This is a genomic window from Bifidobacterium pluvialisilvae, assembly GCF_019331695.1.
GTDB lineage: Bacteria > Actinomycetota > Actinomycetes > Actinomycetales > Bifidobacteriaceae > Galliscardovia > Galliscardovia pluvialisilvae.
This window is the reverse complement of record NZ_JAHBBI010000003.1, coordinates 247,848-261,447: the sequence shown is the minus strand read 5'-3', so window position 1 is coordinate 261,447 and position 13,600 is coordinate 247,848. Positions and strand designations below refer to the sequence as shown.

The 13,600-nt window shown below is 65.1% G+C and carries 11 protein-coding genes; 4 read left to right on the top strand and 7 right to left on the bottom strand.

Going from position 1 to position 13,600, the window contains the following annotated elements; genetic code table 11:
* Positions 1-33 precede the first annotated feature (33 nt).
* From KIH77_RS03970 to KIH77_RS03960, 3 genes are all read right to left on the bottom strand, one after another.
* A complete protein-coding gene (locus KIH77_RS03970) occupies positions 34-1,584 on the bottom strand; it encodes a DUF5719 family protein (protein ID WP_219099798.1) in 1,551 nt (516 codons plus the stop codon).
* Positions 1,581-4,694, bottom strand: a complete 3,114-nt coding sequence (locus KIH77_RS03965; RefSeq protein WP_219099797.1) for a glycosyltransferase family 2 protein — start codon at positions 4,692-4,694, stop codon at positions 1,581-1,583. Before KIH77_RS03965 ends, KIH77_RS03970 begins: the two co-directional genes overlap by 4 nt.
* Positions 4,695-4,775: 81 nt before the next feature.
* A complete protein-coding gene (locus KIH77_RS03960; RefSeq protein ID WP_219099796.1) occupies positions 4,776-5,099 on the bottom strand; it encodes a WhiB family transcriptional regulator in 324 nt (107 codons plus the stop codon).
* Positions 5,100-5,669: 570 nt separating this feature from the next.
* Between KIH77_RS03960 and KIH77_RS03955 the strand changes: the two genes are divergently transcribed.
* From KIH77_RS03955 to KIH77_RS03945, 3 genes are all read left to right on the top strand, one after another.
* Entirely contained in the window at positions 5,670-6,728 is a 1,059-nt protein-coding gene (locus KIH77_RS03955; protein WP_308283208.1) for an LCP family protein, read from the top strand.
* Between the two features lie 115 nt (positions 6,729-6,843).
* Positions 6,844-8,742, top strand: a complete 1,899-nt coding sequence (locus KIH77_RS03950; protein ID WP_236024445.1) for an FtsK/SpoIIIE domain-containing protein — start codon at positions 6,844-6,846, stop codon at positions 8,740-8,742.
* A 66-nt stretch (positions 8,743-8,808) separates the two neighbouring features.
* Complete coding sequence (locus KIH77_RS03945) at positions 8,809-9,087, top strand: WhiB family transcriptional regulator (protein WP_093961469.1); 279 nt, start codon at positions 8,809-8,811, stop codon at positions 9,085-9,087.
* A 141-nt stretch (positions 9,088-9,228) separates the two neighbouring features.
* Here KIH77_RS03945 and KIH77_RS03940 read toward each other — a convergent pair whose 3' ends face one another.
* On the bottom strand, positions 9,229-10,713 hold the full coding sequence (locus KIH77_RS03940) for a sensor histidine kinase (RefSeq protein WP_219099794.1): 1,485 nt from the start codon (positions 10,711-10,713) through the stop codon (positions 9,229-9,231).
* A gap of 175 nt (positions 10,714-10,888) precedes the next feature.
* On the opposite strand from KIH77_RS03940, the gene trhA reads away from it, so the two are divergent.
* Complete coding sequence (gene trhA / locus KIH77_RS03935) at positions 10,889-11,782, top strand: PAQR family membrane homeostasis protein TrhA (RefSeq protein WP_219099793.1); 894 nt, start codon at positions 10,889-10,891, stop codon at positions 11,780-11,782.
* Positions 11,783-11,876: 94 nt separating this feature from the next.
* On the opposite strand, the gene KIH77_RS03930 is transcribed toward trhA, so the two are convergent.
* The 3 genes from KIH77_RS03930 to KIH77_RS03920 form a co-directional block, all read right to left on the bottom strand.
* Complete coding sequence (locus KIH77_RS03930) at positions 11,877-12,365, bottom strand: GreA/GreB family elongation factor (RefSeq protein ID WP_219099792.1); 489 nt, start codon at positions 12,363-12,365, stop codon at positions 11,877-11,879.
* Positions 12,366-12,425: 60 nt separating this feature from the next.
* A complete protein-coding gene (locus tag KIH77_RS03925) occupies positions 12,426-12,836 on the bottom strand; it encodes an FKBP-type peptidyl-prolyl cis-trans isomerase (protein ID WP_219099791.1) in 411 nt (136 codons plus the stop codon).
* A 147-nt stretch (positions 12,837-12,983) separates the two neighbouring features.
* A complete protein-coding gene (locus KIH77_RS03920; protein ID WP_219099790.1) occupies positions 12,984-13,583 on the bottom strand; it encodes a 4-hydroxybenzoate polyprenyltransferase in 600 nt (199 codons plus the stop codon).
* Between the last annotated feature and the right edge of the window lie 17 nt (positions 13,584-13,600).

Sequence of the window (13,600 nt, the reverse complement as noted above, 5' to 3'; positions counted from 1 at the left end):
TGATGCCGGCGGCGGAACGGGATGGGGCGCGCGTCAGTGGACGATGTCGCGCGCCTGGCCGGAGCGGATCATGGTCTTCACAGGCATCAGGCTGACGGCGCCGATGGACGCCACGCCTTTGACCTTGGCCTTGGAGACCGCATTCACACCGACCGTGCCTCCCCATGCCACGGCCGCATCGGCATCGTCGAGACGGACGGCGGCGACGCCGTTCTTGACGACGTCGGTCATGGGAACGCTGACCGCACGGCCCGCGTCAAGGGTGATCTCCTTCTGCCCCTCCTGATCGCCGTCCTTGCCATAGCCGGTGAGGGTGACCGTGGTCTTGCGATCCGAGGTGTTCGCGAGGGCGAATGCCATCGTGGTTCCGTCCGGCACCGCTATGGCGCTGGAGCGTTGCGGTCGCCGCGAGGACACCAGGGAGAAGTCCGACTGGTCCAATCCCTTGTCCGTGCACATCGCCGTGGCATACGTGTCCATGCCGGCGCGAATCCTCACCGCCGTCGCGTCGGCGGGGGCTTTGCCCAGATCGAGGGACCGCACCCTGTTCGCGGTGAGGTCCATGGTCTTGGCCTGCCTGACGCCGGATTTGGTCATCCATTCGATGGTGATCCTGCCCGACGTCTCGGAGAATCCGAACACATTCACATCGGTGCCGCCGCTGATGCCGGCCAGCACCAGCGTCTTCGCGGGCACGTCGACGGGAACCGAGAAATCGGATCCGCGATCGACGAGCCCGTCCATATGCACGATGCGCGCGACGGCCGTCACCTGGGTCGTCTCACTGGACAGGGTCACGAACAATCCATCCTGCGAAGGTGCCGCGGCGGAGAGGTTGACGACGCTCTCCCCCCGCGCCTGCACCGTCACCTTGCTGTCCGTGGACAATGCGATGGGTTTGTCGTCCTTGGTCCCCCAAGCGGCGATCGACACGGCGGTCGCCTTGTCGGTGGGATTGGAGATGACCAGCTGCTGGGTCCACCCCGTCTGCGTCGAAGGGAGCAGCAGCGACTGCGTGAGCTGAGGCGTCACGCATTCGGCGGCCGCCACACCTCGCAGGTCTCCCTTGGTCGCCCAGGATGCCATCGAAGACGCGGATCCCGACCCGGCGCTCGACTCAAGCACGCGGGTGGTGTCCAACAACGACGACTTCCCGGCGCCGGCCGTATGGATGAACGCCTTCGCGGATTGCGTGGTGTCGACGTCGGCCGTCTTCTGCTCCTGGCCGCCATCGATGCCGGAGATCGTCGCATCATAGAGCGAGCCGAATGCCGAGAAACGGACCTGGCCGGTGACGTCCCCCTCGGAGACGCGATAGGCGGAATCACCGTATGATCCGGTATCGGCCAGCTGCATGCGGGCGGGGCACACGGATTGCAACGTGGTCTGGCTGACTGCCACGGTATGCGCCTGCCGCACCGGTGAGCCATCGACCAGCCCGGGCAGGGGAACCGTGACCACCATCGCGAGGAAGACCGCCAGAATGGCGATCAGCGTGACGGCCGACGCCAGCGCCTTGGCCGCGACCGCACCTCTTCGGGCCCTTGTCCTGCGCGGCACGCCATGACGGGATGCTCTGCTCATGCTTTCACCTCATTTCGGCGCATGCGCGGGAACGCGACAATGCAATACAACGCAACGACGATGACGAGACACCACAGCCACGCCATTCTCCACGAATTATGCAGGGCGCGGCGCACACCGGAATCGTCGATGCCACGGGTGGCCGCGTCATCGGCGGTCAGTCGCACATAGGTGCCGGACTCATTGCTCACCACCGACTGCGTGCCATCGCTGGCCAGAATGTTGGAGACCAGCGATCGCCTGGCGGAATCCGACGCGTAGGGGACGTAGATGCCGCCGATACCCAGTCGGGCGAGCGCCTTCACGGCCTCATCGTCGTTGTTCTGCAGCAGCGAGGCGGAGGCGTCGGCCATGGTGCGGGTCGTCTCGTCCATGCCGGTGGACAGCAGCGCGGCGTTCATGGCCGGGGATCCGTCGATGAAGTCGCCCTGTGCGGTGCGCAGCACGGAGAACTCCACCGAAGTCGGGGATTCGGCTCGCAACGCGAGGATGCGATGGTTGGCGTCGGACGCCAGAAAGTCCTGCGCGATAAGGGGAATCTCATACCGTTGGGCCGTCAGACGCTCCCCTTCGCCTGCGCGAACGCCGCAGACGGAGCCCCACAGCGCCAGGCACAGCGCGAGCATCATCACAAGGACGGCGCGGGCGACGATGACCACCCTGCGTCGGGAGTAGTGACGGCGGTTGGCTGCCGCTATTGCCTTGAGACCGCTCCTCCCGTCCTCGGACGGGCGGGAGACCAGCGGGGAGAACGGGCGCGCGGCACGACCGGCGACGATGCACACGCAGGACAGCAGCCCGGCCATGGCGAAGGCAAGGCCGGGAAGCGCAGTACCGGCGATGTTCCCCGATGATCCGGGGGCGATGGCGATGCGTGGCGCCAGCATGGCGGTCATGGCACCGGCGACGACGATCGCCCACATCATTCTGGACACGCGTAACGCGAACGGGAGGAACAGGGCCACGACCGCGATGACGGTCAGCACGAGCAGACTGGCCAATGCCAGGACGGTCCCGATGTTCGCGGCGGAATACAACGACGAGACGTCGCCATCATAGGGCAGTCCGAATCCATGCATGAGCACGGACGGCAGGGAGGCCGAGCCGACGGTGCCGTTCACCGCCGCCGTGGGGAGCATCATGTCCGCGAACAGCTGACGGTACGAGCCGGCATTGAGATTGAACACGATGTTCAGCAATGTCGGGGCCAGCATGAACATGGCCGGCACCGGAATCATCAGCAGCAGCACGCGATGCGAACGCACCAGCAGCAGGAACGCGATGAACACGACCGCCAGAGGGAGGATGAGCTGCGGTTCGGCGGCCGCCGAGACCGCGAGGCACAACGCGGCCATCGCCGCCTGCTGCGCGGACGCGGTAGGCTCGTCGGCGTCCTCGGTCCGGTACATGCCGACCGACCGGAAGACGAACGCCAGTCCCGCCGGAAGAAATGCCATGACGACGAGCATGGGAAGATTCCCCTGGGAGTACAGCCCGAGGACCGCGCCGAACGAGCACCACAGCAGGCCGCTGACCACACGTACCGGATTGGATCGGGTGAAGACGCCGGCGAGCGCCCAGAACGACAACGCGGACAACGGCGCCGCACCGAATACGATCAGCGCCATCGTCGCCATGGCATGTCCTGCGGTGACGACGGACAGGACGAGGAATACGAGCAGGAACGGAGCCGGCGGTGCCGGAGTCCCCAATCCGACGGCGTAGGTGTATACGGAGGTCGCGGATTCGAAGATCTGGCGGAGTGATGCGGCGGAGGGCACCAACGTCTGCGAGTGGAATCCCCCGCCGGTGATCGCAGACCCCCACGCGTCGATGTTGACGGCGATTCCCGCGATGAATGCGAAGGCGGCCATGATGGCGGCCCAGATCGCGCGACGTCGGCGCTGGGCGCGCAGGTGCATGATTTCGAGGGGGCTGAGCAGTCTCGCGTTCCGTGACCGGGAGAACGCCTCGTTCCGTTCCCGCCACTGGGCCAGCTGGTCGCGTCGTGCCACAAGCACGGACAATTGACGCAGGCTGGTCTTCGCCTGGGAGGCCACGCGTCGCCGCGCGGAGAGCCCATGGGGGAGCATCCAGGCAAGCAGACGCCATGGCGCGCCGAGTTCGCAGACCGCTTGGTAGGGCTGCTTGCGAACGAGTTCCCTGAAGAACAGGATGAATGATGCGAGCAGTCGCCACAGCCACATCAGAGGCCATGCGACGACCCGGATGTCGGTAAGGCGGAACCGTTCACGTCCGTCGATGACCGCGGCATACGGGGAGGTACGCTCGTCCTCCTGCGAGGTTCCCCGCGAGGAACGGAGTCCTTCGAACCGTGCGCGCCTGTGGGCGATGGCGCTTTTCGGCACCACAAGGACCCTGCCGCCGGAGAGGTTCACCCTTCTGCAGAAGTCGGCCGATTCGGCGAAGCCTCCCAGGGAGGGGGTGGTGCCGTCCAATGACCTCCAGACGGGCAGTGACACCAGGGCGCCCGCCAGATCGACCATGTACACGTCCTGACGGGCATCGTACTGCTCCTGGTCCGGTTCGCCGTCGACCACCAACGATGCGATGCCATGCGACGTCGTGGCGTAGCAGCCGACGTCGTGGAGGACGTCGCCGTCCCAGTCGAGTTGCTTGCAGCCCAGCACCGATGCCGAGGACGCATTGCGCCATGCCTCCAGCATGGATTCGAGGCATCGTTCGCCAGTGGGACGAGAATCGTCGTGAAGCAGCCACAAGGCCCTGATCCGTACGGTGACATGGGCCTGTTCCAAGGCCTTGCCAACGCTGTCGCCGAACGAGGACGCACCGGAGGCGTTGACGACCTGCACGTCCACATGGCGCATGGTCATGGACCGGTGCGCACCCCCTTCTTCTGCACCGGCGCCGGCGCGCAGGGTCGCGGTCACAGCCGATTGCGTCCCCCCTGTGCAGTCGGCCACGATGACGGTCGCCGGCATCACGCTTTGCGAGAACAGGGACTGGAGCGTGCGGGAAAGATAGCGGGTGTCCTCCTCGACGCTGACGACGGCGGCAACGGCGGGTTCCACGGTCTGATCGGGGGACATCCGGCATTCGGCCAGCACGTCGCCCACCAGTTCTTGCACGTTTGGTGCCTCAATAACAGGATTCATCTTCTCCACTGTAGAACAATCGGTCCGACATGGCTGCATTTCGCCAGACCCGCGTCAGGCCTGCTCCTTGCCATGCTCCTTCTTATAGCGGCGGCGTTCCCTTTCGCTCATGCCGCCCCATATGCCGAAACGCTCATCGTGGTCGATGGCCCATTTCAGGCACTGGTCGCGCACCTCGCATTGGGCGCATACACGTTTGGCGTCCCTGGTGGAACCGCCTTTCTCGGGGAAGAACGCCTCGGGATCGGTCTGCGCGCACAGCGCCTTGTGCTGCCAGGACACGTCCTCATCCGGGTTGAACAGCCCCCAGAGCTCCAATAGCCCGTCTTCGGGCTCCCGTCCATCCGGCTCCTGGGAATCGCCGAACACCCCCCACATGCCGCAACCTCCCGAATACTATCCGCACGGGCCTTGCCGGGCCCCAATGAGTCTGCCCTAAATTACACACTTGTCATTCAAGGTTTGTCAAGTCTCTTGGGTGTCGCTACCGCATTCCGAGACCAACAGTGCTATGGCATGCGCCCGCTGTGACCGGCGCGCCGGCGGAACCGGTTGTGTGCCGTTCCTGAGAAGGATTGCGGCGTTTCATGCCGCCCCGCATCAAAGTGCGCAATAGTCGTTTCAGCAGTTATCCGGCGCGTAAAGGAGAAACACATGGGACAGGAGCCTCTTGACCCTCTTGCCAACCGGTCAGGGAGCAACCCGCCCAGCTTCATTCCTTCCGGGGAACGCCGGCGGCCCGCCCCATCACCGCAGACCTCGGATGCGCCCCGAGCGTTCCAGCCAAGGGAACAGCGGACACGGACCACGAGGAACCTCGGCGCCGCACGCCGTGAGCCCTCCACACCGCCGAGCTTCTCCCCGTCCTCGCCGTCCTCCGGAAGATCCTCTTCGGGACGTCCCTCCCCCACCCGCTCCGTCGGACAGCCCGGATATCGCGCGACGCGTATGCGGTCCACGAACGCCGACGTCGCCCGTGACGGATCGTCCACGCGCAACGGCCTTTCGTCGCCGTCCCGGAACCGGCCCCGCATGCCGCGGCGCGGGCGGACCGCGGCCATGACGCACCGTGCGGGCAGGCGTGCGCTCATCGTGGCCGCTGCCATACTGGCGGCGCTGCTCGTGGCCGCATTCAGCGTCACCGGCTGGGTCAACGGACAGCTGACGCATAAGAACATGCTCACCTCCGCGGCGAACACCCCCGCCTCCACATGGCTGATACTCGGCACCGACGAGCGTGACGGCACCGCGGGCACCGGCAGCGCGACCGACATCCCCGGCTCGCGCACGGATTCCATCCTCGTGCTCACCAAGCCGAAAAGCGGCAACAGCTCCCTGATCTCCATCCCCCGTGACTCCCTGGTCAACGTCAAAAACCAGGACATGAAGATCAACGCGGTCTCCACCATGGCCGGGTATCCCGCCCTGACCGGCGAAGTGGAAAGCATCACCGGCATGAAGATCGACCATGTGGTGATCGTCGGATTCGGCGGCGTCGAAAAGGTCGTCGACGCCCTGGACGGCGTGGAGCTCTGCTATGACCGGACCGTCAACGACGTGCGGTCGGGCATGAACTGGAAGGCGGGATGCCACACCGCGGACGGCGCAACCGCCCTCGCATTCTCCCGCATGCGCTACTCCGACCCCACCGGGGACATCGGCCGCGCCAAACGACAGCGGCAGGTGATCTCCGCGGTGGCGAAGAAGGCCTCCTCGCCGTCCGTGCTCATGAACCCGGCCAAGGTGAAAAAACTGATGGAGGCCGGGCTCTCATCCCTTACGGTGGATGAGAAGACCGGAGCCCTCGACATGGTCCGCATGGCGCTCGCCTTCAGGAACGCCACGGGTGCAAACGGCGTGACCGGAAGCGTCTACTACCAGAACGCCAACTACTATCCGCCGTCCGGCATAGGCTCGACCATCCTGCTCGACGGCGTGCGCAACACGGAGCTGTTCGACCAGCTCGAGGCCGGAACACATGCCCCCGGCACCGTCGGCGGCATGTGACCGACCGCCAAACCGACGACGAAACGGCACGTGAGGGAATGTGGACGACGGTCCCATCCGTCCACATTTCCTCCTCGGGTTGCACGGGCGCCATCGCCGCCCCCACACTGGAGCCATGACGACGAAACGACATCAGGACGGGACCACGCTGTTCCTCATCTCCATGGTCGCGCCCGTGGCCGGGCAGACGATGATGCTGCTGTTCATGATCGCGGAACGCCGTTGGATGTTCATCGGGCTGATAGTCCCCGGCCTCATAGGATGCCTCGCTTCGGCGCTTGGCGCAATCGCCGCGAGACGGCGCACTGGCCGCACGACGGGGCGATCCGAACCGGCGACCGGAACGGCCATGGCATCGGACAGCGGCGACGCGGCGCTTCAGGCCCGATGCGCAGGCTACGCGATGCCGTTGGAACGACTGCTTGGCCTTCGGCAATGCGATGCAAGCGGGCTGTGGCGCGTCATCGCGCGACGATGGGACCAGGCCACGCACATGCGGACTGGCGGCATGCGGGGGTCGCCGACGGCGTTCCACGAGATCCCCGTCGGCGTCGGCCCGGACGGACGTCCGGTGACCGTCGATCTGCCACGCTCCGGCCCCCATGCCCTCGTCGCGGGGACCACGGGATCGGGAAAATCCGTGCTGCTGCAATCCTGGTGCCTTGGCCTGGCCCTCCGGTTTCCCCCGACCATGGTGAATTTCGTCTTCCTCGACTTCAAGGGCGGGGCGGCGTTCCAGACGCTTCACCGGCTCCCCCACACCGTGGGATTCGTCTCGGACCTCAGCCTGGATCATGCGGTACGCGCCCTGCGGGCCATCGAAATGGAGCTGAAGCGCCGTGAGCGTCTGGTGGCGGAGCACCATGCGACCGACGTGGACGGCCTGCCGTCGCCGCCGCCCCGGCTCATCGTGGTCATCGACGAGTTCCATGCGCTCCGCCAACAGTTGCCGGACTATATGGCGCAGCTGGTGTCCCTGGCGTCCCTGGGCCGGTCCCTGGGCATGCATCTCATCGCATGCACACAGAACCCCATGGGACAGGTCGGCAACGACATGAAGGCGAACATCGGGCTCAACATCTGTCTGAGGGTCCGTGATTCCCTGCAATCGTCGGAGCTGCTCGGCACCGCCGATGCGGCGGCCATCAGCCCCGGGCATCCCGGGGTGGGATACATCCACGACGGCGAGTCTCGCACCATATTCCGCTGCGCGCCCCCGCGATCCGCCGATGCGCTGACGATGGGATGCGACCGTGCGGCGAGGTTCCTCGGCCAGCCCGATGTCGAGCCGCTGTTCTCCCCGCCTCTGCCGAAATGCGTGCCGTCCACGGACGGGGAACGGCCCGTGGCGGACCACGTCGGCCGGCACGACGGCCATGGCGTCGATGCGCTGGCCCCGGTCCCGTTCGGTCTTATGGATTCCGGGGTTCGTACACTCCCCCTAGAGCTGCCCCTGCATCTGGGCAACATCGCCATCATCGGGGCCACGGGACGGGGAAAGACCTCGGCGCTGCGCGTCATCGGCGAACGGCTTCGCAGCCGTCCCGGCCTCGAGATCACACGAATCGTCAAAACGCCCGAAGGATATCGGCGGCACAGCGTCGTTTCACCGGCGCGGCCGGCCATGCCGTCGGACGCTCCCCCGCCCGCGCCACGACGCATATGGATGGTGGACGATGCGGAGGCCCTGCTCGACCCATTGTGCGACGACGCCCTGCACGAGGATTTCATGGAGGCCATCGGCTCCCCACGGTGCCTGGTGGTGTTCGCCCTCGGCTCATCCCGGCATCTCCGGTTCCCGGAGCATTGCTCCGTGCGCATCGTGTTCCCGACCGGCGACAGGACCGTCGACATGATGGCGGGCATCCCGTCGACGACGCTGTCCATGCTGGGCGCGGACGACGCATCCATCCCCGGCAGGGCGGTGCTGCTCATGCAATCGAAGGCGTTCCCCGTCCAATGTCATGCGCCGTCGGGCCCCGGCTCCGGGAGAACCGGGGAAAACACCTCTTGAAAAGTCGCGTCATTCGTGGTTTGCTCTTACATAAGAGTTGTAATTCATCTGGGATCGAGGACACACATGAGCAGTGCATATGATTGGCGTGCGAAGGCGGCTTGTCGCGATAAGGATCCGGAATTGTTCTTCCCCGTGGGCAACACCGGTGCCGCATACCAGCAGATCGAAGAGGCCAAGGCCGTATGCCGCACCTGCAAGGTCATTGACGCATGCCTGAAGTGCGCCATGGACACCAATCAGGATTACGGCGTGTGGGGTGGCCTGAGCGAGGACGAGCGCCGCGCCCTGAAGCGCCGCGCCATGCGGGCGAGGCGCTCCGCCGCCCTGCAGATGCAGGCGTAGGACGATTCCTCGAATGCGGGTCGTGTTCGCCGACACGGCGTTGTAACGCGTTGGAACGAAACAAGTGGGGCCGACGATACCAGTCGTCGGCCCCACTTGTTTCGTATTCGCGGGCCGGCCGGTCCGTCGGCCCGCGACTTGTCACTGCGCGGCGCGCAGCTTCATGTCGAGCACGACCCTGGTGCCGCCGTCCCTGCGGGGCTCCCATCGCACGGAGCCGCCGAAGTCATTGGTGACGAAGGTGTTGATGATCTGCGTTCCCAGTCCGGATCCGCTCGAACGTGCCATGCCCTGATCGGACTCCGACGTATAGCCGATGCCGTCATCCTCCACGACCACGTTGAGGTTGTTGCCTCCACGACCCACGGAGATCCATACGTTGCCTTCGGTCCTCCCCTGGAATCCATGTTCGACGGCGTTGGTGACCAGTTCGGTGAGGACGAGCGACAGCGGCGTGGCGTCCTGCGCCGGCATCATCCCGAACTTGCCCAGATACGAGATGTGGATATGCTGCTCCTTGCTGGTCGCCAGATCCACGCTCATGCGCAGCAGGTCGGAGATGACCTTGTCGAAGTCCACGATCTCGTCGGCGGTCTGGCTCAGGCCCTCATGGACCACGGCGATGGTCTCCACGCGGCGCATTGCCTCCTCGAGTTCGGCCTTGACCTCCGGGGATTTCGTGCGTCGGGCCTGAAGGCGCAGCAGGGCCGAGACGGCCTGCAGGTTGTTCTTCACACGATGATGGATCTCGGCGATGGCGACATCCTTGGTCTCGAGCTCCTTCTCGCGCCTGCGCAGCTCCGTCACGTCGCGGCACAGCACGACGGCACCGGTACGGTGCCCATGCTCGTCGTAGAACGGCAGCGACCGCATGGAGACCGTGGAACGGTCCGCGTTGATCTCCGAGTCCACAGCGGCCTTGCCGGCCAGCACGAGCGGCAGGGTCTCGGGCAGGATGTCGTTCTCATGAATCAGCGACGTGCCGATCTCGGAAAGATACTTGCCCTCCATCACCTCGACCGAGCCGAGACGACGGAAGCAGCTGATGGCGTTCGGCGAGGCGTACTCCACCACCCCGTCCTCGGACAGGACGATGAATCCGTCGGACACGCGGGCGTTGTGCCGCTGGTTGAGAATGGCGTCATGGTACGGGAACGCGCCGGCGGGGATCATCTCGAACAGTTTCTTGCCTGCGGCGATGCTTTCGGACTCGAAACGTCCGTTCAGCATACGTGTCGCCATGTTCGTCTCGCGCACCACCACGCCGAGGACCTTGCCGTTGCGGCGCACGGGCGCGTACACGTCGCAAACCGTGGTGTTGCCGACCGCGCGGTAGTGGTCGAGACGGGAGATGCGCTGTTCGCTCATGGTCTTGGAGATGGCGCGGGCGTCCTCACCCTCGACGACCGTGCCGACCATGTCGTCGAACCGCACCGACATCACCGTCGACGGACGGCACTGCCCGGCCACGACGAACTCGCCGGACGGGGCCGGCAGCACCAGCATCAGATCGGCGAAGCTCAGGTCGGCGATGACCTGCCAGTCGGCGACAAGATGATGGAGCCATTCACGATCCGCGTCATCGAAATCAGGGTTATTCGCTACGAGATGAGAAAAATCAGCCATGGTTTTATGCTAGCGGTTGGAACGGAAAAACGTCGGTCCACGACACGTGGGCGGACAGGACCGTGGCCCATTGACACTTTGGCTACGGAAGCGTAAGTTACGGTAACGTAGGCAGGACGGACATGACCGTGCCCTCCGACCCACACGCCGTATTCCACGATACAGAGGTGATCGCATGACGGATTCCCCCGCAATCGACCCCGCCCGGCTTCCCGCCGACCAGCAGGAGGACCGGCTCGAGAAGACCAGGAAGGCCGTCCGTCAGGCGTATCTGAAGGACCGTCAGGCCAAGGCGGACGAGGTGAGGGCCCACGCCAGGGCGAAGGCCGACCGCATAATCGCACGCGGCGAGCTCAGGGCCCGTCGCATCGAGAACAAGGCGCTGGGCATACGACGCGTGCGTCTCGACGTGCACGGGCGCCCCAAGCCGCTGATGCGGGGCTGGATCCACGCCGTGGCCACGCCGCTGGCGCTGGCCGCCGGCATCGTGCTGATCTGTCTCTCCCCCACAGCCCAGCTCAAATGGGCATGCGCGGCGTTCATGACGTGCTCGCTGATCCTGTTCGGCAACTCCGCCTGCTATCATCTGGGCGACTGGTCGCCCAAGGTGACCGACGTGCTGCGCCGCATCGACCATGTGAACATCTTCCTGCTCATCGCCGGCACCTATACGCCGGTGTCGTTCGCGCTCGAACCGTTCTGGCGCGACATCATCCTCTCCAGCATATGGGTCTGCACCGTAATCGCACTGCTCATCCACGTATTCTGGATCACCGCGCCACGATGGCTGTACACCATCGTCTACATCGTCTTCGGCGTATCGGGCGCCGCATATCTGGGCCTGTTCTGGAAGTCGCCGGTAGCCGGTCCGGTGGTGGTGTGGCTGATCGTGGCCGGCGGCATCTGCTATATCGCCGGAGCCGTCGTCTATGGCCTGCGCAGACCCGACCCATGGCCGAAGGTGTTCGGGTTCCATGAAATCTTCCACTGCGGGACCGTGGCGGGGTACGCCTGCCACATGGTGGCCATCTACTTCGTCATCGTCGGTCTGATGTCATCCACGGTCTGACAATCACGGATGTCGTCCACGGTCCGGCGAAACGCAGAAGGCCGGTGCATGGAATCGTTCCCTGCACCGGCCTTCTTCTGCCACGACGCGAATATCACGCCTCGGACGGCAGCGGCTTGGATTCCTTGACGGTCACCTGGATGTCACGGCCATTGGGGGCCTTGTAGCTCACCGTATCCCCCTGCTTGGTACCGAGGATGGCGGCACCGATAGGGGACTCCGGGCTGATGATCTCGTAATGCGTGGCGACGGACAGGTCACGCGGGCCGAGCACATACTGCATCTCGTTGCCCATCACGTCGAGCGTGACCAGCGACCCGTTGCCGACCTCGCCGGCGGGAGGAGCCTGCAGGATCTTGGCACGGCGGAGCTTCACGGTCAGCTCATCGATACGGCCCTGATTCTTGCGCTGGGCCTCACGGGCGGCCTGGTATCCGCCGTTCTCGCTCAGATCGCCCTCCGCTCGCGCGGCAGCGACCTTGGCGATGATCTCCTCGCGAATCGGCCCCTGCCGACGCTCGAGTTCGCTCTTCAGCTGGTTGTAGGCCTCTTGGGTCAGCAACAGCGGCTTCTCTTCAGCCATTATGACCTCCTATAGCGGGAATGAAGGGTGTGCCCACTCCCGAATCGTTGAATTCCCGGCTCAGCGGGTGGAAATGATGTCGATGACGAACACCAGCGTATCCGTACCGCCGATGCCGGCCTGCGGGACGCCACGGGAACCGTAGCCGTACTCCGGCGGAATGGAGACTACCAGACGGGAGCCGACGTTGTGGCCGGGAACGGTCTGGTCCCATCCCTTGATGACCTGTCCGACGCCGATGCCGAAGCTGGCCGGGCTATGGCGTTCGAAACTCGAATCGAACGGCGCCTGCTTGCCCCAGACCACGCCATGGTAGTTCACGGTGACCGTATCGCCCTTGCGGACGACGGGGCCGTCGCCCTCGATGATCTCAACGCTCTTCAGGCCCTTCGGGGCCTCGGGGGTCGGGAACTCGATCTGCGGCGCAGCTCCGAATTCGGCATTGACCGAAGGCATGGTCGATTCGCTCATCTGTTGACTCCTCACGTCATGATTGATTATGCCGGATGATTTCCATCATCCGGCAAACGCACATAGCTGTTAAATCTATACGGTTTCCGACCGAGTTTCAAGCCCCGTCCGGACTGCGGCCGCGCGAGCCCCCGGCACAACCTTTTTCTAGTACAGACGCGCCATGAACCGCCACAGGAAGAACGCTCCGAACGCCGCCAGGACCAGCACGACCACGCCGATGGCCACGGATGCCGACCGGCGCTTCGCGAGCCGCGGGCCGTAGACCACGGCAAGCAGGAACGCGACGAGGCCGATGACCGCGCAGTTGAAGCCGATGGCCCACACGTCGCCGGACGTAAGCTCGGCCAGGCCCGCGGGCTTGAGGATGGAGTTCATGAACGTGGGGTAGATCAGTCCTCCCCAGACACCGAACGATGCGGCGCCGACGACGCCATAGGTGACCGGCGCCATCTTCGCGGGGAAGTTGTGGGAGAGGTTGTCGGCGAGCCAGAGGAAGGCGAAGCCGAGGATGAGGACGAACACGACCGCCAGCAGGCATGCGAGGGTGGCCCACGGGACCAGGGCGAACGCCCCGCCCGCCATGCTGATGATCATCGGTGCGCAGACGATCTCGCACAGGCACATGACCGCCGCCATGATGATGGCCTGCGCCAGCATCAACGGGACAGGGCCGGAATCCTCCCGTACGTCCGGAACGGCCGCGGCGGACTTGCTCTCACGATTCACACGGTTGTCTTGAGTCATGCGCATCATCATGCCAC

What these genes read in the sequence shown, in the direction of transcription:
- KIH77_RS03970 (WP_219099798.1), bottom strand. Translation starts at nt 1,584, where the DNA reads ATGAGCAGAGCATCCCGTCATGGCGTGCCGCGCAGGACAAGGGCCCGA.
- KIH77_RS03960 (WP_219099796.1), bottom strand. Translation starts at nt 5,099, where the DNA reads ATGTGGGGGGTGTTCGGCGATTCCCAGGAGCCGGATGGACGGGAGCCC.
- KIH77_RS03955 (WP_308283208.1), top strand. Translation starts at nt 5,670, where the DNA reads ATGCGGTCCACGAACGCCGACGTCGCCCGTGACGGATCGTCCACGCGC.
- KIH77_RS03950 (WP_236024445.1), top strand. Translation starts at nt 6,844, where the DNA reads ATGACGACGAAACGACATCAGGACGGGACCACGCTGTTCCTCATCTCC.
- KIH77_RS03945 (WP_093961469.1), top strand. Translation starts at nt 8,809, where the DNA reads ATGAGCAGTGCATATGATTGGCGTGCGAAGGCGGCTTGTCGCGATAAG.
- KIH77_RS03940 (WP_219099794.1), bottom strand. Translation starts at nt 10,713, where the DNA reads ATGGCTGATTTTTCTCATCTCGTAGCGAATAACCCTGATTTCGATGAC.
- trhA (WP_219099793.1), top strand. Translation starts at nt 10,889, where the DNA reads ATGACGGATTCCCCCGCAATCGACCCCGCCCGGCTTCCCGCCGACCAG.
- KIH77_RS03930 (WP_219099792.1), bottom strand. Translation starts at nt 12,365, where the DNA reads ATGGCTGAAGAGAAGCCGCTGTTGCTGACCCAAGAGGCCTACAACCAG.
- KIH77_RS03925 (WP_219099791.1), bottom strand. Translation starts at nt 12,836, where the DNA reads ATGAGCGAATCGACCATGCCTTCGGTCAATGCCGAATTCGGAGCTGCG.
- KIH77_RS03920 (WP_219099790.1), bottom strand. Translation starts at nt 13,583, where the DNA reads ATGACTCAAGACAACCGTGTGAATCGTGAGAGCAAGTCCGCCGCGGCC.